Below are 19,795 nucleotides of genomic sequence, written 5' to 3'. Positions count from 1 at the left end.
TAATGTCGAGAGGAACTAAAGAATTACTTTGCCTGAATTACTTATTAAAATCAACCCCATTGTCATTTAATTAATAAAAATATATCGAATGAAAAACATATGGAACAGTATTCAATTTAAAATAAATTCAATTGATCATAAATCAGGCAACTCTTTCAACCGACCCGCCACAGATTCTGAAATAAATTTTCTAAACTCTCATTTTAATCAAAAAATTCCGAATGAGTTTATTACCTATTTAAGAGTATATAATGGCCAAAACCATAATAACTTTGAAATTCAACCCTTTAGTTATTATGCCTTTATTCCTGTAAAAGAAATACTTGAAATAGTAAAAATGCAAAATGAATTATGGGCAGATGAAGAACCTATAGCTTCGATCTCTGAAAATAAAATACAACCAAAACAATGGGACAAAAAATGGCTTCCTATCGCAAGTGAAGGTTCTAGCTATTTAATTTTAGATATGAACCCTGGTGAAAATGGTGTATCTGGCCAAGTTTTTCAACTATTTTCAGGCATGGATTACGAAGACAATACTATTGTTTTAGCAGATTCGTTTCTTGAATTTAGCGAAATACTAATGCATAAACTAGAAAGTAAAGATTATGAAACTGAAGAAGATGAACCTATCATAATTTTTAAAGATGATTGGATATAAAGACCTCTTATATCATGTTTCATTGCCAATTTCATCAAAATATATTTTAAAGCAAAGGTCTGTGTGTTTTTAAATATGTTAACTTGTTTTTACCTATTCGTAAACGAACAATAAAAATCATAAATGCTAGATCAAATACAATTAGATTTTTTTAAGACATATAAAAAAGTTGAATCAGAAGAATTAATTCTACAACCAATAGAAGGTGAAAATTCAAAATGGTCTTCTAATGCGATGTTTGATTTTACTCCTTTACATATTGAACGCTCAAGAGGTAACTTGTCCTTTACTGATATATCTGAAGAAAAACCTAAAACAGCAATAATAACAGAGGCGGTATATCACAAGAATAAGTTAGTCACATTAAAAAACTGGAACGGTAACGTATTAACAGGAATGTCTGTATTTTCATATGATCAAAGCAACAAGATTAAAATAATAAGTGTTTCTATTGATGAAGATGACCAAGAATTAAGGGGACTTACCATTTTTTCTATCCAAAATAATAAGATAGTAGATAAAACACAAGCAAGTATATACGGTGCATTTACAGAACATTATATATACTCGAATGATCAATTAATAGAAATTAAAATATCTAAAAGAATAGATTACATAAATGAAACAATTGATACGATAGACGGAATCAGCAATGTACCTGACCATAATTTTTCTTATTTAATTGAATATAAAAACGATAAATTATTTCAAATAATCGGCGAGAATGGTTCAAACATTTTAAAGGTTTAATAGCTTCTTTAAGCTTGATTTAAATTTGAAAATAAAAAAATAATTGGCTCTTGCCCAGAATTTTAAGTCTAGCTGTACATAAAATTAGGTTTAGCAACATTAATAGTTTCCCAATTAATGAATTTTATTAAAAACAAATCCGTCACATGACAAATAAATTAATAACTCAATTAGAAAAGGTACTCCCAGAAGGTATGACCATACCCAAAGAGTTATATCTTTTATATGAATGGATTGAAAACAACAACCTGTATGTTGACAATAAAAATGGATATAGAATTGGTTTTCTATACCCAGAAAAAAAGTTAAAAGAAAGCTGGACCGATACCGAAAGAGAAGGTGGTACTGAAATTGAATTTGCAGCAGGTGGAACAGAAAATTTAAAATATTGGTTCGGTGGTGAAGACAATGAAGAAATCAACGCTAGATTATGTGTTTTTGCTCAAAGCGGTGCTGAAGGTTCTGAATCTGCCCTTTGGTTAAATAATCAGAACGAATTAAAAATTGTTCATATGGGTTCGGGATCTGGCTCAATGTTATCATGTGTTTTAGCTGATAATATGATTGATTTTATACGACTTTTAGCTATTGGCTATGATGAAATATGTTGGGATGAAAATTTTCCATATCCACCCAATGAAAATGGCGAAGAATTTATCGTAAAACCAAATCTAGAATTCCAAAAATGGGTTCAAGAAACATTTCATCAAAACATTCCGAAGACGGCTTTAGAAATTGTAAAACATCCTGCGACAATGGATAGTGAAACTTCAGAAGATGAATTTTTTAATTGGTATCAACAATTCATAAAATAACAATCAATTTTAACCATGATAAAATTATTAATAAACACACCTTCAAAAGAAAAGCAACCTAATAGCACCAATTTTGGTGGACTCCCAGTAAAAGGGGTAGATCAAGATATTAAATGGCCAAAATGTGAAACCTGTAGTTCTGAAATGGAATATCAAGGAAAAATAAAAACAGACATTGGGTTAGAATTAATTTTTATGTGCCAAAACGACCCAGGTATGTGCGATGAATGGGATGCTAATGAAGGCGGAAATAAAGTGCTTGTTATCGCAGATGAAAATCTTGAATATTTTAATCCGGAAACAGAAACAAATACAACAAGAAATACAGCATATAGTGCTACCATATTTGAAATTGAAGCCGATAGTTATGATGAAGCACGAGAAAAATGCGAAGAAAGCCCTAGAGATATATTAGGTGCTTTATATGGTGAACCAGATTGGATTCAAAATGATGAAACACCAAACTGCGACTGTTGTGACGAAAAAATGAGGTTCGTAGCTCAATTAGAAGAAGGTCCTGACCACAAAACAGCCATGAACTTTGGCGGCGCTGGTGTCGGCTATTTATTCGATTGTCGAAAAGGCAATACAAGCAAATTTTTATGGCAGTGTTAAAAAAGAAGTATGAATAAACGATTAATTCCTGGAGAAACAATAATTGAAGGTAGAGAGGTTAAATACATCAGTGATAATGGAAATGACAATTTTACAAATAACAAAAACGGTTTGTTTGACCTAATCACTTCACAATTTGAAATCGCTAAACATGGCGGCATCATTTCTGAAAACTGCAGGCTAACATTACCTATCGGAGAATTATTTCATGCATTATCATATAAAGGAGATATTGAAGGCTGGCGTAAAGAAATTACTTTAGGCGCAAAAAAATTAAATCTTATTACCGGTAAAATAATTGACGGGAATATTGAATTATCTGATGGTAGGCAATTTAGTTTATTTGCTTGTGAGATTGAATTTTATTAAAAATTAAAATTCAGATCAAAATGAAAAATAAGAATCGCATTATTACCCTTTGGGTTATTGGAAACATCTTGCTTTTAATAAGGTTTTTAATTGACCCATATCTAATTCTATGCGAACCCTGTATGTCTGGTTACACTTGCCCTCCTTGCCGCACAGCGTTTGCTAACAATATTTGGATTTATTTTTTCATCTGGAACTTGTTGGTTGCCCTATTAGTTTTAATTAGCAAGAAAAAATCAAAATCAAAATAAAATTAATAATTTTGGAATAATCATTCCAACATTGCATATCTTTGCTTCGTGAATAAGAAAGAAGCCATATTATCATCTGCACTTAAATTACTTACCGAAAATGGAGTACACAATACCCCGATGTCGGCTATTGCGAAAGCTGCCGGCACTGGTATGGGAACTATTTATAATTACTTCCCAAACAAAGATATTCTAATCAATGAAATTTACATCAGCATCAAGAATAAAGAAAAAGAAATCTTTCTGGAATTCGATGTCGATCAACCTATAAAAACTCAATTTGAGACTTATTTTACCGCTATAATTGACTTTTTTATTGAAAATTCAGAGAGTTTTAAGTTTATGGAGCAGTTACAGGCTTCGCCCATTATTACAGAAGAAATACGAACAGAGGGTGCAAAAGCCATCAATCCGGTAAAAGATTTATTAGTTAAAGGAAAACAAGAACGTATTATCAAAGCTATTGAAGTTGATGAGTTATTGATGTTTATTGGTGGTGCGGTGGTATCGTATTTAAGATGGTATTTTAATCAGTCTGAAATTAAAAAATCATCCCTTAAAAATCAAGTACAATTGGTTTGGGACGGAATTAAAGCATAAAAATTTGTCTAATAATTGGAATGAACATTCACTCCAGTAAAATTATAATTATGAAAAAAAACGTATTAATTACAGGAACATCAACAGGCGTAGGTTTTGAAAGCGCCATCTTATTTGCTAAAAATAATTTTAAAGTATACGCTAGTATGCGTAATCTTAAAAAAGCTGTTGAATTAGAGAAACGAATTGCAGAAGAAATCCTAGATATTGAGATTCTTTCTTTAGATGTAACAAAAATTGATTCTATTAATGCCGCTGTTAAGACTATTATTGAAAAAGATGGTAAAATAGATGTGCTTTATAATAATGCCGGTGCCGGTTTTGCAAAAACAACTGAACAAAGCACAGAGGCTGAAATTAGATGGGTTACCGATGTCAACTATTTAGGTGTAGTTTTCTGTACACAAGCGGTATTACCTTATATGAGAAAGCAAAAATCTGGTCAGATCATATCCACTACTTCCGTTGGTGGCTTGGTTGGTCAGCCTTTTAACGAACTGTATTGTGGTGCAAAATTTGCCGTTGAAGGTTTTATGGAAGGTCTTGCTACTTATGTAGGCGGCGCCTTTAATATTAAATTTACCTGTATTGAACCTGGCGGAATTTCAACTGAATTTATGACTTCTGCTATTGGTAAAACCGCTGTCGATGGTGAGTTCGCAACTGGTGAATACCTTCCGATTTTTGAAAGATATATGGCCGGGAATCAAAAAAGGGCACAAGAAAGTAAAGAACAAGTTTACCAGACTGGTTTAGAAGTAGCCACAGTTGCCTTAGAAGTAGCACAAAATGAACAGCCACCATTGCGTATTCGTACTTCTAAATGGGCAGAAGACTTTTGTAACTTAAAAACAAAAGCAGATCCAGATGGCACTAAACTGGTGCAACAAATTAGCAAGACTTTTTTATAATAGAACATCAAAACATGTCTGATTTATAGTATTACAAAATTTAAAGTGCTATTCACTAGTAATAATATAAATCAATCTCTTTTCTGACAGATAAGTTGCTACAATAAACGCCAAAAGATGCAAAGTGCTTAACTTTAAGGTACTAACCACAAGAAGGGAGTTACAATGAAAAATCATTTTAAGATTTTAGCGATACCTGTATTGCTATTCGTTTTTACAGCGTGCAAAGACACAAAATCGACAGCTAATACTGACGAAGTAACCATTTCGGTAAAAAAAGATCATTTTCTTTCTGGCGGATTTGCTGAGCCCATATCTATTGTAAGTAGAGAACTTTCTGATGGCTCTACTGCCGATTGTTTTAAAATTGTGGTGACCTCAACCCCTACTGATCACGAAATGGGCCCTTGGTGTCCTAATAATATTTCTGATGATGCATCTGCCGGTGGTATTTGGTTAGAAGACGGCAAAGTATATGATGTAGATGGTACTTTTGTAAAAAACCTAAGTACCTTTTATGATGATGATACCTGGATGATGTATAACAGCGAAACTGGTGCGATTACTAAAACAAGTTCAAAACAAGAATGTGAAGATGCCGCAAACCCTAATGTTGGCGAAGAATATGAGAATTTTTGTGTAGAATGTTTACCATCATATTTGGGTGAAATAACGCATACTTATTACATACCTGTTACTCCTAAAAAAGCGGCTAAACCATATGCTTTTTCTAATGGACCTGGTGGCGGACCTCCTCCTGGAGGCGGACCAGATGACGGACATGAAAGACCGGGACCACCACCAAATGGCGGACCTGAAGGTCATGACAGACCTGATGGCGGTTCTACTATGCCATCGGATAGAGGTTTGGCTTTTAACGGTGTTATTTTTAACGCTCCGGCACCTGTAGATAATATTCTAGGTGCATATACCATTGCTCCTTTTGATGATGCAGGCGGACATATAAATTTAAACGCTGGCTACCATTACCATGCAGCAACAGGAGTTTCTAAAAAAATTGAACAGTCAGACAATCACGCCGCTATGATCGGCTATGCTTTCGATGGATACGGAATCTTCGGAAACACTAATGCGGAAGGAAAATCATATGAAGATTTAGATGAATCTCGTGGTCATTACGATGAAATTAGAGGATACCATTATCATGTAGATCAAGCCGGAAACAATAATTTTATTGACGGCTTACGTGGTGAATATGCTTTATAAAAACACTGCGCTAAAATTTTTACTTTTCAGTTTTCTATGGGTCAGCACTACAGCACTTGCCCATAGTCCTGATTTTTCTAGTATCATCATCTCTAAAACCGAAAACGGGCAAATTGTTTTACAAATAACCAGTTCTTTAACGGCTTTTCAGCAAGAAGTAAATTATGTAAACGGTGAAGGAGCTTATACATCTCCCGAAGAATTTCAAGACCTCGTACTTCAGCTCTTCAAGTCTAGATTCTCTTTAATTCTAAATAACAATGACACCATTAAGTTTAAGAATCTAAAAGTACTTTTAGGTCATGAAACCAAAATAATTACCGAAATTACTGGCATAACAACAGAAATTACATCCATTCATTTGAAAAATAAAATGTTCAAAGACCTACACAATAGTCAAACTGTAGTTATATTTTTATTGGATGGATTTCCAAAAGAAAAATTCACTTTACAGCGCGATAACAAACACGAACTAAGCATTATTTTAGAAGATGAAGATTGGATTGTGCCAACAGCTAAAAGTGACCATACATCCTTGAAGTATTTACCTTATCTTATTACCTTAATAATTGGAGGTCTACTTCTCTTTTTATCTAAAAAATAAAAATATCACTAATGAAAAAACCAAACACAGCAATCTATATTGCTTTAGCCATCGTTGTAGTAGGGCTAGTCTTTCAATTTATGGAAATGGGTGTTTTTGGAGAAGATCCCATACCTGATATTACCCAATTCAATCAGCTATTTTTCTGGACAGGAATCCTTATTTGGGCTCTCGGATATATGCAGCAAGAGGCTGTAAAAAAGAAGGATAGCGAAAATGACCTGTGAACTAAACAACAATCTAAATGGTCTGCTTATTATGAACTACCACTGTAAAACAAACAAACCTTTCGCTATCCTCTTCTTAAAAAATATATTCCCGTTTACTTAAATAAACGAATAGAAGATTCTTTCAAATTTAATTTTGCCGGTTGCGGAAACTCAGCATGAACGATCAACACATTTTCATGATGCTGCTCTAGTTTACTCAACACATCTCTATTCAACAATAATATGGTTGAATGACCGTAGTGATCTAATTTATCTAGAATAGTTTTTCCGTTGAACTCACATACCCAATGGGTTTCAGACATATTCTCTTCGTAAAACAATTCTAAAGTTGGTACTTGGTAATAATCATGCTCACCAATACCTTCTAAATCAAAAACTAAACGAAGTAATCCGCCTTCTAACGTTGCACCTTCATTAGAAATTCCTAATTCTTCAAAAGATAATTTACCTGAAGTTGGTTCATTAAATTTTACTTTTATTTCTCCTTGATTTATTTCTACTTTGCTCATCTACGTTTGTTTTTATGATACCAACAAAGCTAGATTACACCGCTAATGTATACTATGATATTTATCAGGATTGAAAAAAAATATGCTTAAAAACAAGTTTTACCTACAACGATACAAAGTGGTTACAATTAAGCCGTTTTCATCAGTAACAGACAGCAATACGCGCTCTTCAAGCATCTTAAAACTAAATGGTGCCAACAAAAGATTGATACCACTCTGCTTTTTTAAACGAGTGCCTTGACCTGAGATAATATCTTTATTGGGCGTAAAATTACCTTTAGGCAGATGTTCTGTAACTATTACATATTCATAGCTAGCTAACTTAGCCACCACTTGCTTTATCTCATCATTAGAGATATGCTGCAATACTTGTCTAACAATAGCACAATCTGCATTAGGCAGTGCGTCCTTGGCGATATCTAAACATTGAAATTCTAAATTTGAAACTTGAAATTTCTCGCTGTTGCGCTCCATCAGTTCTGGAACAATATCTACAGCTATATAGTTTTTGGTGTACTGCACCAATTCTTTACCTACATTAAAATCTCCGCATCCTAAATCGCACACTGAAATAGGGTTTTCGAAGGATGTTAAAAAAGTAATTAATGTATCGATATAAGGTTTTACAATTTCTGGCTTATGTGATCCTTCACCCGAGTAAAAATCTGAAGTACCACTACCCCACAGATTCTTTTCATAGACCTGCTGCATGGCATCTTTGGTAGGCCATGGTTTTTTATTTCGTTTCGATATATTTTCTTTTTTATCCACCGGGACTCCTATTAAAAAAAACACGCCATAAACATTCGTTTATGGCGTGTTAATATACTTTAAATAGATAAATTCTTATTATTTCTGGGTTGCTATCCAAGCTTTTACCCTGCGCTCTAATAAATTTAAAGGTAAAGCACCGCCACCAAGAATAGTATCATGAAAGCCCTTAATATCAAATTTATCGCCTAACTCGGTCTCCGCCATTTTACGCAATTCTTGAATTTTAAGCATTCCTATTTTATAAGAGGTTGCTTGCCCTGGCATTACCATATAACGCTGAACCTCTGCTACAATAGCACCTTGAGAAATAGAAGAATTCTCTGTGAAATATTTGATTGCATCGGCTTCTGTCCATCCTTTTGCATGTAAACCTGTATCTACTACCAAACGAATAGCTCTCCAAATTTCATTTACCAAACGACCAAAATCGTAATACGGATTCTGGTATCCGCCCATTTCTTTTGCTAATGCTTCTGAGTATAAGCCCCAACCTTCGCTGTAGACACTAAAACCTGCTTGAGTTCTAAACTTAGGTACCGCCTCTAATTCTTGTGCTATAGAAATTTGCATGTGGTGCCCTGGGCTACCTTCATGATACGCAACACCTTCCATCGTAGTTTTCGGCATCGCATTCATATCAGATAAATGCACATAATACGTACCTTTTCTAGAACCGTCTGGTGTACCCGCAGAATAGTGCTGTGGCGCACCATCTTGCTCACGAAATGCCTCAACCCTTTTTACCTGCAACTTTGCTTTTGGTAAAATACCAAAGTAGTCTGGTAACTTCTTCGTTAGATCATCTAGATACTTTGTCGACTCATCTAAATACCCCTGTCTGCCTTCGTCTGTATTTGGAAAAAAGAATTGTGGGTCTGTATTTACAAATTTGAAAAAAGCATTTAAATCGCCATCAAAGCCTACTTTTTCTTTAATTGCCATCATTTCCCCCTTAATTCTAGCCACTTCTTGGAGTCCGATTTCATGGATCTCATCGGCTGTCATTCCGGTAGTTGTAAAGACCTTTAATCTGTAGTTATAAAAGTCTTTACCGTTCTCATGACGGCTTACTCCCGTTGGACTTTCTTCGGCATTATCTATTTCAGTTTCTAGCCAAGCTAATAGCTTTTCATACGATGGTTTAAAATAATCATTAAGTACCTGTTCAGATTGCTCTTTAAGTGAAGTTGCTTCTTCTGCCGTTATCTCTTCTGATGCAACAAGGGCATCAATTTTAGCATTCATATCATTTAATAACGGATTACCATCGCTTAATGATTTGGTTTGAGCGATAACCGTAGTAAATGCAAATTTTGGAGGAAGATTACCTGCCGTAGCTTGTTCTTTTGCTCTTACCACCAATTGATCAATACCTCTAGATGCTTCTTTTACCCTAGAGATATAAGCGTTCATATCTGACAGACTATCGACCTTATGAAAATTGATCAAATAACTTGGTAAACGCGTATGCATACCGCGCATTTGGTCAAAAACGTAATCTAAATTCTCAAACTTGGCACCTTCTTTTAATGTTTCGTATTGATAAACCCATAAATCGTAAGACGTTTTATCGGCGTCGTTTAGCTTATCGTAATCGAATTTCTCTTTCAATTCGTTGGTAGCTTCTGCGTACCACGCCAACTCTTTTTCTTCAGCTGCCTTACTTAAATCATCAATTTTATCATATTGATCTTTTCGACCTTGAGCGGTCAACCCTAACGGACTCATCTGTAGTTGCTCTTCGTACTTATCATCGAACCATTTGTTCAATGCTACCGTTTGATCTACCTCAACCTTTGGTTCTTCTTTACAAGAAGATAGCAACAAAAAAGCAATAGAAAAGCTAGTTGCAATGCTCGTAGAAATAATTTTTTTCATGAAAATTGATTTTAGATTTAGTTTGTTATAATTCTGCTGTTATAAGCTACTATTGAACAGCAGCTGGGGAAGATTTAAAGATAATCAATTTGCCATGAATTTAGACTTAATATTAGATCACCATCCACACACCCCATCTCTAAAAATCAGTTATTGAAATCTTTACCTCGTTTTAATAACAACACATCATTCATCTTAATAAAAAATCACTACCGTAACCTGAAAACATAAAATTGGTTTGCGTACAAATTTCCCTATTCATGGTTTTATCTAGACAGTTATACCCAGATAATGGTAGTGATTATATGCTATTGCAACTACGTAAATGCTATTTTCAAACCCATTATAATAAACACTACAGCACCAATCTTATTCAACCAAATACCTGCATTGGGATTATTCTTTATTTTCAAAGAAAACCCACTTGCGAATAACGCTATTAGAATACACCATGCAATACCGATCAAGGCATAAGTAAAACCCAAAAGCAAATATGGCACAGGATTATTAATTTGCGTAGGAGTGATAAACTGCGGAAAGAATGCTATAAAGAATAATGCAACTTTCGGATTTAATGTATTTGTCAAAAAACCAGATAAAAAATCTTTTTTTGAATTTTGAATACCATTAATTTCTTCTTGTATTTGAAATGATCCGCCCCTTTTTCTTAAAGAAGTGATGCCTAGAAAAAATAGATAAAAAGCACCTGCATACTTAATGATCAAAAAGGCATAAGGTGAACTTGCCAGTACTACCGATAGACCCAATGCAGCGAGTAACGTATGCGTTATTACCCCTGTATTTATGCCTAACGAAGCATACACTCCCGATTTTCTACCTTGACCAATTGACTTGTTTAATATAAAAATGGTATCTAAACCAGGTGTCATGACGAATAATAATGCCGTAATCATGAATGTGATAAAATTTTCTATACCCATAGTTTTATAATTTTTTAAAACCAAAGGACAAAGGAAAGATTTCACACCCTCTCAAAAAATACATATTTTTGATCAACTAATGCAAAAAACGCATTAATTATGACGATACAACAAATCAAGTATTTTTTAAATCTTGCTAACGAACTTCATTTCTGGAAGACTGCCGAGAAGATTTTTATTTCTCAATCGACATTAACTAGGCAAATAAAAGCGCTAGAAGATGAGCTGAATGTTCAATTATTTGAGCGAGATAAAAGGAATGTAAAATTGACCGATGCCGGTAAGTTTTTACAAAAAAAATGGTCAACTACCATAAATGAGCTTGACCATATTCATAAACAGGCAAAAAAAATAGATCAGGGCACCTCTGGGTTCTTGTCTATATCTTACCCAGGATCCATTGCATTTAGCTATTTACCCCCTTTTTTAGAAAAATTGAACACTACGCTGCCCGATCTAAAATTAGAACTGACCGAGCCTACCGATGAAAATCACGAGAAATTGTTATTAGAATACGAAACTGATATCGCTTTTAATAGAGACGAAATAAAGAACACGCATATTACCTCTCATAAACTGTTTTCTGAATCCATTTGCATTGTAGTACCTACCAACCATTGGCTAACCGAAAAAAATTTTGGTAATTTTAATGACCTGAAGGATGAAAAATTTATTATTTCAGGACTCCACAGAAGTACCTACTTTCCGTCTCTTTTAAGAGATTTATTTAACAAAAACGGATTTGAACCTAAAACCATTATTGAATCTGATTTTGGCGGAATGATTTTAAATCTCGTTGCCCAAGAGCTTGGTATTTCGATTTTACCGTACTCTTACACTTTCTCAAAAGCACAAAATGTGCGGTTTATTAAACTAAACGAAGAAATTGATCTGTTTATAAACTGGAGAAAAAGTGACCCTAATAGAACTACACAGAAAGTAATCGAACTTGCAAAAAATATTAATTACCAGAATCAACTAATAAATTAATTCTTGTAGAAAATATAAATCCATATTGACCGAGACAGTCTAAAGTTTAAGGTGCTCAACAAAATTGCTACACATGCTATTATAGCATACACCCTAACAGGTGACAAATCTACAAAGTGCCAGAAGAGTACTAAGCTTATGATCATTTGCGCTACCGATAATGCATAACTCACGAACATAGCACCAAAAAAGAAACCCGTCTCTTTTTCGAACTTGAAATCGCATTCGGTACACCTCGGGTTCATTTTAGGCATTTTAAACAAAAATATATTTCCGCCCTCGCTAAAAACGTCTCCTTTTCTGCACTTAGGACACTTGCACTTTAATACATCTACAACTTTGCTCATAACTACGATTATAATACTGCAAAATTAAGACACAAACTTCTTGATTCAGTTATATTATTCGCTCCATTATTTGTACTTTTAAGACATTGTTATGAAAATACCCGCTTTAAATATTCAACAATTCTTAGATAAAAAGCCTTTAGACAGCCTGTACGTCAACTCTTTTGCTACTCATATTGTACTTAACCAAAATTTGATTAATAGACCACACAGCCATAATTTCTACTTGTGCGTTCTATTTACCAAAGGTACCGGCACCCATGAAATTGATTTTAACAGCTACACCATTGAACCTGGTATGGTTTTTTTCTTAAAACCGGGTCAAATACATTTCTGGAAGTTCGATACAAAGCCCGAAGGGTTCATTTTCTTTCATTCGCAAGAGTTTTATGAACTAAAGTATTTAGACCATACCTTGAGCTCTTTTCCGTTTTACTATTCAAATCAGAATCCGCCATTTCTACAACTATCCACAGAAAAACTAGTGGATATCTCAATTCACTTTACCGAACTTTATAAAGAATACCGAGAAAACAATATCCTTCGTGAAGCTAAAATCACGAATCTTATCAATTACATTTATATAGAACTGACTCGTGTTTATACCGCAGATGTTACCATAGAAAAATTGGGATCCACTAGTTATGCTCAGATACTAGAGCAACTAGAAACGTTAATCAATATCCATTTTTACAGTCAGAAGCTACCTAAATTTTACGCGTCGCAACTAAATATCACTACAAAACACTTGAACAGAGTGGTCCAAAAAACCATTAACAAAACCACCAGTCAATTAATCTCTGAACGCATATTACTTGAAGCAAAAAGATTAATTGTACATTCTAGCGACAATTTAGCTGGTATTGCAAATACACTTGAGTTTTCTGATTATGCTTATTTTTCAAAATTCTTCAAATCTAAAATCGGAATGACCCCAATGGAATTTAGAAAAATGTATTTTCACTAAATCAATTTAACTTTAATTAATACTAACGAACTATAAATGGAACAAATAAAAATCATATTCTTTCTCTTAGCATCATTCTTTGGTATTGAAGAAAGTAAAATTGCGGCAGACAAAAACACCGTAACCATTTATCCAGAAGACCATAAAATTGAGATTGTACAAGAACATCTTTTTACCATCATACAAACAGAAAAAGATACCGCACTGACCTTGGCACAATGGGAGCAATTAGCAAATTGGAAAGAAAACAAACTGCCGTGGGCTAAAGAGTTAGAAAATTTCACCAATAAAAATGTAACTATTGTAAATATTGAAGGAGCCATAGCACCACGTATTTCTTTAAATTATACTGATGAAAATGATTTACGTGCCCTGGGTATTTGGTATAACAAAGAGAAAAATCAATATTCAATTAATAATGTTCCAAGAGAGCATACCACTAGCGAAAACGGTAAATTAGAAGGTAATTATTGGATTTTTGACGGAGGCAGTACATTTAGCTTTACTAATGAGGCTTTTGTTGACCTACCTAATGAGTATAAAAAATTTAAACTTCCGATTACTGAAATCTTAAAGGACTAAATTTCAAATTATGGACTTACAGAAAAATAAAGAAAATGCCATTGCTTTTTACAAAACAGCTTATTTAGGACAACCAAAATTGGCTATAGAGAAATATGTAGGTAACGAATATATTCAGCACAACCCAGCAGTAGCGAACGGCACACAAGGCTTCATCGATTACTTTGAACGCATGCAAGAAGAATACCCACAAAAATCTATTGAATTTGTGCGCAGTATTGCAGAAGGCAACCTTGTTGCCTTACACACGCACCAAACATGGCCTGGTAATGACCAATATATTACTATGGATTTTTTTAGGTTTGACGACAACGGTAAAATTTGCGAACACTGGGATTCTATTCAGCAAATACCCGAAAAGTCTGAAAACCCTAATACCATGTATTAATTTTAATATCAACTAACAACAACACTCATGCAAAACATCAATATTCAAGGTATAAACTGGGACGCCAAGTCCTCTTTTCAACAAGGTCCGGCGAAGGCTCCTAACTTAATCAGAAAAGCATTGTACAGCGATTCGATGAACCTATGTACCGAATTTGGAGTTTCAATTGAAAACGATACCGTAACCGATAAAGGTGATTTTACCATAAATGAGTATTTTGACATTACTGATATTACGAGAAAGAATATTGAATCTGGTGCTAAGCTACTTTCATTAGGTGGTGATCATTCGGTTACTTTTCCTATTATAAAAGCCTTTGATGAGTATTACCCAAAACTAGACATTCTACATATCGATGCCCATGCAGATCTGTACCATGATTATGAGGGCGACCCATATTCTCACGCATGCCCTTTTGCTCGTATTATGGAAAATGGTTTTGCCGTAAAATTGGTTCAAGTTGGTATAAGAACTTTGAATCCGCATCAGGCTGCACAAGCAAAAAAGTACAATGTAGATGTTCATGAAATGCGGAACCTAGACCTAAATAATATTCCGAAATTTGAGAATCCACTGTATATTTCTTTAGATATGGACGGCTTTGACCCAGCCTTTGCACCGGGAGTTTCTCATCATGAGCCAGGCGGACTCTCATCGCGTCAAGTTTTAGATTTAATTCATAGTATTGATACCGAAGTAGTAGGTGCCGATATCGTGGAATACAACCCTGATCGCGATTTTCATGACATGACCGCTTATTTGGCAGCAAAAATGATGAAAGAACTTATTGGTAAAATGATGGAACGTTAAAACATATTTCAATAAAAACCATTAAATTGACCTTTTACTAAACCCAAACCCCTAATGCCGTTTTCCTTTAAAAATTTTATGAAACTCCATAGGGTTTCCTTGATATTGGCGGTATTGAGTTTTGTATTCTATTACACCTTTGCATATCACTTGCAGCGAACAGATTTCATAAAGCTACTTACGCTCTTTGTTGCACTTTTCTTTTTCTGTTTTAAACTTATACAGTTCGAAAAACTCAACTTTAGATTTCTACTTGGCATAGGAGTAATTTTTAGGCTTATTTTTCTATGTATAGAACCTAATCTGTCTCAAGATTTTTACCGTTTTATTTGGGACGGTCATTTGGTGTCTAGCGGTGCCAACCCCTATTTACACACCCCAGACCAATTAATGGAAAACATGGTATCTATGATACCAAATGCCAATACTCTTTATGAAGGTATGGGCAGTTTAAGTGCACGCCACTATAGTAATTACCCACCTTTAAATCAACTGTTATTCGCCCTAGCAGCGCTTATCGGCGGCAAAAGTATGTTCGGCTCGTTAGTAGTTATGAGGGCGATAATTATTCTTGCCGATATTGGTATATTTTATTTCGGCAGAAAACTGCTAAAAAACCTAAATAGATCTCCGCATTTAATATTCTGGTACTTTTTAAATCCGCTTGTAATTGTAGAGCTTACCGGCAATCTTCATTTCGAAGGTGTTATGCTATTTTTCTTCATTCTAGCTATGTTTCTTTTATCAATAGATAAATGGAAAACCGCAGGTATAGTTATAGCTTGTTCTATTTCAATAAAACTCGTACCGCTATTATTCTTACCACTTTTCTTTAAGTACTTAGGATGGAAAAAAAGTATCATTTTCTATGCTATCATCGGCATAACGTCTATTGTTCTTTTTCTACCATTCAATACCCCAGAGTTTATTGACAACTATTCTAAAACCCTGAAGCTTTGGTTTTCAAATTTTGAATTCAATGCTAGCATCTATAATATCGCTAAAAAAACTGCCATCCATTTTGATGCAAAACCGTGGGAGTTTATTAAAGAATACGGCAAAATTACCCCGTTACTTACCATAGCCACCGTTGGTCTATTTACATTTTTACCAAAAAGATATGATCTAAACAGGGTACTCTGGTCGATGATGTGGGTTTTAACTATCTATTACTTTATGTCTACGACGGTACACCCATGGTACGCCATTTTTCTGGTGTTACTTTCTATTTTTACCACGTATAGATATGCTATCATTTGGTCTGCCGCTATTGTACTGAGCTACTTCGCTTATTCTCAGGCAGATTTTAAAGAAAACCTCTGGCTTCTTGCTATTGAGTATATTTCAGTGTACAGCTTCATTATTTATGAAATTATTGCACATAATAACAAAAAGTGAAGTTTTTGTAAAAATTATGCGATGTGTGATGTCAAATAAATATAATTTGTACATTTACCCCGTAATGAACGAAATAAACTACTTTTTATATAGCACCGTGAGCCCATTGGCTCTAGCGCGCCCGTTCACATCTCGCCGTCGTCGCCCGTAAGGGTAAGATATAATTATGGAATTAGGTGAGTCCATTTCCGCACAACAAATCAAAACTTTTTTTACACATTTAAATCTAACTGGCAATGAACTTAATTGTTGCTAACGAATCACATTTTAAATACGCTCAGGATATTTGCGATACTATAGCCGATTCTGCTAAAGTTCGTGGAACTGGTATTGCAAAACGTACCCCTGAATATATTCAAAGAAAACTTTCTAACGGCAATGCTATTTTAGCTTTGGACGGAGAAAAATTTGCAGGGTTCTGTTATATTGAGATTTGGGGGCACGAGAAATTTGTTGCCAACTCCGGACTCATAGTACACCCAGACTACAGAGGTCAGGGACTTGCCAAGAAAATAAAAGCTAAAATTTTTGATCTTAGTAGAGAGAAATTTCCTGATGCTAAAATATTTGGAATTACTACCGGTTTGGCAGTTATGAAAATCAATAATGACCTTGGTTATAAACCTGTAACATTCTCTGAACTTACAGATGACCCAGAATTCTGGAAAGGTTGTCAAACCTGCAAAAACTTTGATATTCTTACAAGAACCGAGCAGAAAATGTGCTTATGTACAGGTATGCTCTATGATGGTACTACTAAGAAAAAAACCGAAGAGTCAAAAGAAATGAACGGCAAAGCTTTTACAAGATTAAAAAGTATTAAAGAGAGTTTGTTTCTTAAAAAGAAATAAGGAATATAGAGATTTAAAAAAAACGAACTGAATGCTGAAAATTTTAAATCTATTTTCTCAATTCTCGTCTAAGAACCTCTATCAAAAAAAAAAATAATTACCCAGCACTACGGGATTTGAACATATTATAATGAAAAAATTAGTACTAGCATACAGCGGCGGATTAGATACATCTTATTGCGCTAAACATTTATCAAAAGACAAAGGATTTGAAGTTCATGCAGTAAGTGTAAATACTGGCGGATTTTCTTCGGATGAAATAAAAGAAATCGAAAAAAAAGCGATTGAATTAGGCGCCACTTCATATACATCAATCGATGCCGTACAGACCTTTTATGATAAAGTAGTGAAGTACCTTATTTTTGGTAATGTACTAAAAAATAATACCTACCCACTTTCTGTAAGTGCAGAACGTATTGTACAAGCTATTGAGATTGTAAACTATGCTAAAAAAGTAGGTGCAGGTTACATCGCTCACGGTAGTACAGGTGCAGGAAATGACCAAGTTCGTTTCGATATGATTTTTCAAATCATTGCACCAGAAATTGAAATCATCACTCCTATTAGAGATAATAAATTAGCAAGAGAAGAAGAGATTGCATACCTAAAAGAAAACGGAGTCGATTACCCTTGGGAGAAAGCTAAATACTCTATCAACAAAGGTCTATGGGGAACATCTGTAGGTGGCGAAGAAACTTTAACTTCAGATAAAGCCTTGCCAGATAGTGCTTACCCAAGCCAGTTACAAGAAAAGAACCCCACGGATGTAAAACTGACTTTCGAAAAAGGTGAGCTGATTGCTATTGATGGAATAAAAGATACTCCCGTTGTTAATATTGAAAAGTTAGAAGCGTTAGCCTCCAAATATGCTATTGGTAGAGATATCCATGTGGGCGATACTATTATAGGCACTAAGGGAAGAGTTGGTTTTGAAGCTCCTGCTTCATTAATCATCATAAAAGCACACCACCTATTAGAAAAGCATACGCTTACAAAATGGCAACAATATCAAAAAGAACAACAAGGTAATTTCTACGGTATGTTATTGCATGAAGGTAACTACCTAGATCCTGTAATGAGAAATATAGAAACTTTCTTGACAGATACCCAAAAAACAGTTTCTGGCGATGTATTCGTTGGCTTATACCCTTTTCAATTTAGATTACATGGTATTTCATCTAAACATGATTTAATGACAGATGCCTTTGGCAAATACGGTGAAGTCAATAAAGGTTGGACTGCAGATGATGCTAAGGGCTTTATAAAAATACTTTCTAATTCAGGAAAGATATATAACCATGTAAACGGAAACAATGATTAAAGCAGGTATTATTGGCGGTTCTGGATATACAGGTGGGGAACTTATTCGAATTCTATTGAACCATCCGGCAACGGAAATAGATTTTGTTTTCAGTACTACTAGAGCAGGTAAAAAGGTAACTACGACACACCCAGATTTACTAGGTACTACAAACCTTGAATTTACAGGTGATGTGAATTTAGATGTGAATGTTGTTTTTCTATGTTTAGGTCATGGTAACTCTACGGCTTTTTTAAAGGAACATAGCTTTTCTACAGATACTATTATCATCGATTTAAGTAATGATTTCAGACTTGATGCCGATGCTGATTTTGAAGGAAAGCACTTTGTATACGGATTACCTGAATTGAACAAAAGCAACATAGAGAACGCAAAATACATCGCCAACCCTGGTTGTTTTGCCACTGCTATTCAACTAGCGTTGCTGCCATTAGCAAAAGCAAATCTACTGGAAAATGAAGTACATATAAATGCCGTAACTGGCAGTACAGGAGCAGGTGTTAGTCCGTCTGCAACTTCTCACTTTTCATGGAGAAATAATAATGTAAGCTGGTACAAGCCTTTTACCCATCAACATTTAGGTGAAATTAACGAGAGTTTGCATTCACTTCAAGAGAATACGGGCAACTTATTTTTTATTCCGAACAGGGGGAATTTCACGCGTGGAATTTTAGCTACATCATATACCAAATTTGATGGCACTTTAGCGGATGCCAAGAAAATATATCAGGAATTTTATAAGGATGCTGTTTTTACCCAAATTTCCGAAGAGCCCATTAATCTAAAGCAGGTTGTAAATACTAATCAGTGTCACATTCATCTACACAAACATGAAGATGTATTGCTGATTACTTCTGCCATTGATAATTTGTTGAAAGGAGCATCTGGACAAGCGGTACAGAACATGAATTTAATATTCGGATTAGAAGAAAATCTAGGTTTGAACCTAAAGGCAGGTGTCTTTTAGATATAAAAATAAAAAGTGCTATGCATTTAGTACAAGTAA

General features: G+C 34.5%; 24 protein-coding genes. 19 read left to right on the top strand and 5 right to left on the bottom strand.

Translation table 11 applies throughout. From position 1 onward, the window contains the following. The first annotated feature begins 88 nt into the window (after positions 1 to 88). The 10 genes from ACJJVT_RS18945 to ACJJVT_RS18900 all read left to right on the top strand — a co-directional run bounded on the left by ACJJVT_RS18945 (position 89) and on the right by ACJJVT_RS18900 (position 7,030). Positions 89 to 661, top strand: a complete 573-nt coding sequence (locus ACJJVT_RS18945; protein WP_405400817.1) for an SMI1/KNR4 family protein — start codon at positions 89 to 91, stop codon at positions 659 to 661. A 123-nt stretch (positions 662 to 784) separates the two neighbouring features. Continuing rightward, a complete protein-coding gene (locus ACJJVT_RS18940; protein WP_405400816.1) occupies positions 785 to 1,411 on the top strand; it encodes a hypothetical protein in 627 nt (208 codons plus the stop codon). 146 nt (positions 1,412 to 1,557) lie between these two features. After that, positions 1,558 to 2,226, top strand: a complete 669-nt coding sequence (locus tag ACJJVT_RS18935) for an SMI1/KNR4 family protein (protein WP_405400815.1) — start codon at positions 1,558 to 1,560, stop codon at positions 2,224 to 2,226. A gap of 15 nt (positions 2,227 to 2,241) precedes the next feature. Beyond that, positions 2,242 to 2,841, top strand: coding sequence for a hypothetical protein (locus tag ACJJVT_RS18930; protein WP_405400814.1), 600 nt, complete (start codon positions 2,242 to 2,244; stop codon positions 2,839 to 2,841). A 9-nt stretch (positions 2,842 to 2,850) separates the two neighbouring features. Next, complete coding sequence (locus ACJJVT_RS18925; RefSeq protein WP_405400813.1) at positions 2,851 to 3,210, top strand: hypothetical protein; 360 nt, start codon at positions 2,851 to 2,853, stop codon at positions 3,208 to 3,210. Positions 3,211 to 3,509: 299 nt separating this feature from the next. Further along, positions 3,510 to 4,061 (top strand): TetR/AcrR family transcriptional regulator, encoded by a 552-nt coding sequence (locus ACJJVT_RS18920; protein WP_405400812.1) that lies wholly within the window; start codon positions 3,510 to 3,512, stop codon positions 4,059 to 4,061. A gap of 50 nt (positions 4,062 to 4,111) precedes the next feature. Then, positions 4,112 to 4,972, top strand: coding sequence for an SDR family oxidoreductase (locus ACJJVT_RS18915; protein ID WP_405400811.1), 861 nt, complete (start codon positions 4,112 to 4,114; stop codon positions 4,970 to 4,972). Positions 4,973 to 5,137: 165 nt separating this feature from the next. Beyond that, on the top strand, positions 5,138 to 6,199 hold the full coding sequence (locus ACJJVT_RS18910) for a YHYH protein (protein WP_405400810.1): 1,062 nt from the start codon (positions 5,138 to 5,140) through the stop codon (positions 6,197 to 6,199). Continuing rightward, positions 6,189 to 6,803 (top strand): hypothetical protein, encoded by a 615-nt coding sequence (locus ACJJVT_RS18905; protein ID WP_405400809.1) that lies wholly within the window; start codon positions 6,189 to 6,191, stop codon positions 6,801 to 6,803. Before ACJJVT_RS18910 ends, ACJJVT_RS18905 begins: the two co-directional genes overlap by 11 nt. An 11-nt stretch (positions 6,804 to 6,814) precedes the next feature. Further along, positions 6,815 to 7,030 (top strand): hypothetical protein, encoded by a 216-nt coding sequence (locus ACJJVT_RS18900; RefSeq protein ID WP_405400808.1) that lies wholly within the window; start codon positions 6,815 to 6,817, stop codon positions 7,028 to 7,030. 95 nt (positions 7,031 to 7,125) lie between these two features. On the opposite strand, the gene ACJJVT_RS18895 is transcribed toward ACJJVT_RS18900, so the two are convergent. From ACJJVT_RS18895 to ACJJVT_RS18880, 4 genes are all read right to left on the bottom strand, one after another. Then, positions 7,126 to 7,542 carry a hypothetical protein gene (locus ACJJVT_RS18895; RefSeq protein ID WP_405400807.1) on the bottom strand — a complete coding sequence of 139 codons (417 nt, stop codon included), beginning with the start codon at positions 7,540 to 7,542 and terminating at the stop codon, positions 7,126 to 7,128. Positions 7,543 to 7,641: 99 nt separating this feature from the next. Further along, complete coding sequence (locus ACJJVT_RS18890; protein ID WP_405400806.1) at positions 7,642 to 8,313, bottom strand: class I SAM-dependent methyltransferase; 672 nt, start codon at positions 8,311 to 8,313, stop codon at positions 7,642 to 7,644. Between the two features lie 78 nt (positions 8,314 to 8,391). After that, the gene (locus ACJJVT_RS18885; RefSeq protein WP_405400805.1) at positions 8,392 to 10,194 is read right to left on the bottom strand and encodes a DUF885 domain-containing protein; all 1,803 of its coding nucleotides are present in this window, start codon (positions 10,192 to 10,194) and stop codon (positions 8,392 to 8,394) included. A 317-nt stretch (positions 10,195 to 10,511) separates the two neighbouring features. Continuing rightward, a complete protein-coding gene (locus tag ACJJVT_RS18880; protein ID WP_405400803.1) occupies positions 10,512 to 11,135 on the bottom strand; it encodes a LysE family translocator in 624 nt (207 codons plus the stop codon). Between the two features lie 99 nt (positions 11,136 to 11,234). On the opposite strand from ACJJVT_RS18880, the gene ACJJVT_RS18875 reads away from it, so the two are divergent. After that, the gene (locus tag ACJJVT_RS18875) at positions 11,235 to 12,125 is read left to right on the top strand and encodes a LysR family transcriptional regulator (RefSeq protein WP_405400802.1); all 891 of its coding nucleotides are present in this window, start codon (positions 11,235 to 11,237) and stop codon (positions 12,123 to 12,125) included. On the opposite strand, the gene ACJJVT_RS18870 is transcribed toward ACJJVT_RS18875, so the two are convergent. After that, positions 12,122 to 12,472, bottom strand: coding sequence for a DUF983 domain-containing protein (locus ACJJVT_RS18870; RefSeq protein WP_133688221.1), 351 nt, complete (start codon positions 12,470 to 12,472; stop codon positions 12,122 to 12,124). The genes ACJJVT_RS18875 and ACJJVT_RS18870 overlap by 4 nt on opposite strands. A gap of 91 nt (positions 12,473 to 12,563) precedes the next feature. Here ACJJVT_RS18870 and ACJJVT_RS18865 point away from each other — a divergent pair, with 91 nt between their 5' ends. From ACJJVT_RS18865 to argC, 8 genes are all read left to right on the top strand, one after another. Continuing rightward, positions 12,564 to 13,439, top strand: a complete 876-nt coding sequence (locus ACJJVT_RS18865; protein ID WP_405400800.1) for an AraC family transcriptional regulator — start codon at positions 12,564 to 12,566, stop codon at positions 13,437 to 13,439. A 36-nt stretch (positions 13,440 to 13,475) separates the two neighbouring features. Then, positions 13,476 to 14,021, top strand: coding sequence for a hypothetical protein (locus ACJJVT_RS18860; protein ID WP_405400799.1), 546 nt, complete (start codon positions 13,476 to 13,478; stop codon positions 14,019 to 14,021). Positions 14,022 to 14,031: 10 nt separating this feature from the next. Next, entirely contained in the window at positions 14,032 to 14,409 is a 378-nt protein-coding gene (locus ACJJVT_RS18855) for a nuclear transport factor 2 family protein (RefSeq protein WP_405400797.1), read from the top strand. A gap of 27 nt (positions 14,410 to 14,436) precedes the next feature. Continuing rightward, entirely contained in the window at positions 14,437 to 15,219 is a 783-nt protein-coding gene (gene speB / locus ACJJVT_RS18850) for an agmatinase (protein WP_405400796.1), read from the top strand. Positions 15,220 to 15,297: 78 nt separating this feature from the next. Continuing rightward, complete coding sequence (locus ACJJVT_RS18845) at positions 15,298 to 16,617, top strand: mannosyltransferase (protein WP_405400795.1); 1,320 nt, start codon at positions 15,298 to 15,300, stop codon at positions 16,615 to 16,617. Between the two features lie 236 nt (positions 16,618 to 16,853). Continuing rightward, positions 16,854 to 17,468 carry a GNAT family N-acetyltransferase gene (locus ACJJVT_RS18840; RefSeq protein WP_405400793.1) on the top strand — a complete coding sequence of 205 codons (615 nt, stop codon included), beginning with the start codon at positions 16,854 to 16,856 and terminating at the stop codon, positions 17,466 to 17,468. Between the two features lie 130 nt (positions 17,469 to 17,598). Further along, positions 17,599 to 18,789, top strand: a complete 1,191-nt coding sequence (locus ACJJVT_RS18835) for an argininosuccinate synthase (RefSeq protein WP_405400791.1) — start codon at positions 17,599 to 17,601, stop codon at positions 18,787 to 18,789. Beyond that, positions 18,782 to 19,756, top strand: a complete 975-nt coding sequence (gene argC / locus ACJJVT_RS18830) for an N-acetyl-gamma-glutamyl-phosphate reductase (protein ID WP_405400789.1) — start codon at positions 18,782 to 18,784, stop codon at positions 19,754 to 19,756. Before ACJJVT_RS18835 ends, argC begins: the two co-directional genes overlap by 8 nt. Positions 19,757 to 19,795 lie beyond the last annotated feature (39 nt).

It is taken from the genome of Maribacter sp. Asnod2-G09 (assembly GCF_045063795.1).
In the GTDB taxonomy this organism is placed as follows: domain Bacteria; phylum Bacteroidota; class Bacteroidia; order Flavobacteriales; family Flavobacteriaceae; genus Maribacter.
Note: the sequence above shows the minus strand (reverse complement) of the source record. Positions and strands in the feature narration are given on the sequence as shown.

Coding starts and splice junctions, on each gene's coding strand:
- ACJJVT_RS18860 (WP_405400799.1), top strand. CDS start 13,476: ATGGAACAAATAAAAATCATATTCTTTCTCTTAGCATCATTCTTTGGT.
- ACJJVT_RS18835 (WP_405400791.1), top strand. CDS start 17,599: ATGAAAAAATTAGTACTAGCATACAGCGGCGGATTAGATACATCTTAT.
- ACJJVT_RS18935 (WP_405400815.1), top strand. CDS start 1,558: ATGACAAATAAATTAATAACTCAATTAGAAAAGGTACTCCCAGAAGGT.
- ACJJVT_RS18845 (WP_405400795.1), top strand. CDS start 15,298: ATGAAACTCCATAGGGTTTCCTTGATATTGGCGGTATTGAGTTTTGTA.
- ACJJVT_RS18895 (WP_405400807.1), bottom strand. CDS start 7,542: ATGAGCAAAGTAGAAATAAATCAAGGAGAAATAAAAGTAAAATTTAAT.
- ACJJVT_RS18870 (WP_133688221.1), bottom strand. CDS start 12,472: ATGAGCAAAGTTGTAGATGTATTAAAGTGCAAGTGTCCTAAGTGCAGA.
- ACJJVT_RS18915 (WP_405400811.1), top strand. CDS start 4,112: ATGAAAAAAAACGTATTAATTACAGGAACATCAACAGGCGTAGGTTTT.
- ACJJVT_RS18865 (WP_405400800.1), top strand. CDS start 12,564: ATGAAAATACCCGCTTTAAATATTCAACAATTCTTAGATAAAAAGCCT.
- ACJJVT_RS18885 (WP_405400805.1), bottom strand. CDS start 10,194: ATGAAAAAAATTATTTCTACGAGCATTGCAACTAGCTTTTCTATTGCT.
- ACJJVT_RS18900 (WP_405400808.1), top strand. CDS start 6,815: ATGAAAAAACCAAACACAGCAATCTATATTGCTTTAGCCATCGTTGTA.
- ACJJVT_RS18940 (WP_405400816.1), top strand. CDS start 785: ATGCTAGATCAAATACAATTAGATTTTTTTAAGACATATAAAAAAGTT.
- ACJJVT_RS18855 (WP_405400797.1), top strand. CDS start 14,032: ATGGACTTACAGAAAAATAAAGAAAATGCCATTGCTTTTTACAAAACA.
- ACJJVT_RS18930 (WP_405400814.1), top strand. CDS start 2,242: ATGATAAAATTATTAATAAACACACCTTCAAAAGAAAAGCAACCTAAT.
- ACJJVT_RS18905 (WP_405400809.1), top strand. CDS start 6,189: ATGCTTTATAAAAACACTGCGCTAAAATTTTTACTTTTCAGTTTTCTA.
- ACJJVT_RS18875 (WP_405400802.1), top strand. CDS start 11,235: ATGACGATACAACAAATCAAGTATTTTTTAAATCTTGCTAACGAACTT.
- ACJJVT_RS18945 (WP_405400817.1), top strand. CDS start 89: ATGAAAAACATATGGAACAGTATTCAATTTAAAATAAATTCAATTGAT.
- ACJJVT_RS18910 (WP_405400810.1), top strand. CDS start 5,138: ATGAAAAATCATTTTAAGATTTTAGCGATACCTGTATTGCTATTCGTT.
- argC (WP_405400789.1), top strand. CDS start 18,782: ATGATTAAAGCAGGTATTATTGGCGGTTCTGGATATACAGGTGGGGAA.
- speB (WP_405400796.1), top strand. CDS start 14,437: ATGCAAAACATCAATATTCAAGGTATAAACTGGGACGCCAAGTCCTCT.
- ACJJVT_RS18880 (WP_405400803.1), bottom strand. CDS start 11,135: ATGGGTATAGAAAATTTTATCACATTCATGATTACGGCATTATTATTC.
- ACJJVT_RS18925 (WP_405400813.1), top strand. CDS start 2,851: ATGAATAAACGATTAATTCCTGGAGAAACAATAATTGAAGGTAGAGAG.
- ACJJVT_RS18840 (WP_405400793.1), top strand. CDS start 16,854: ATGAACTTAATTGTTGCTAACGAATCACATTTTAAATACGCTCAGGAT.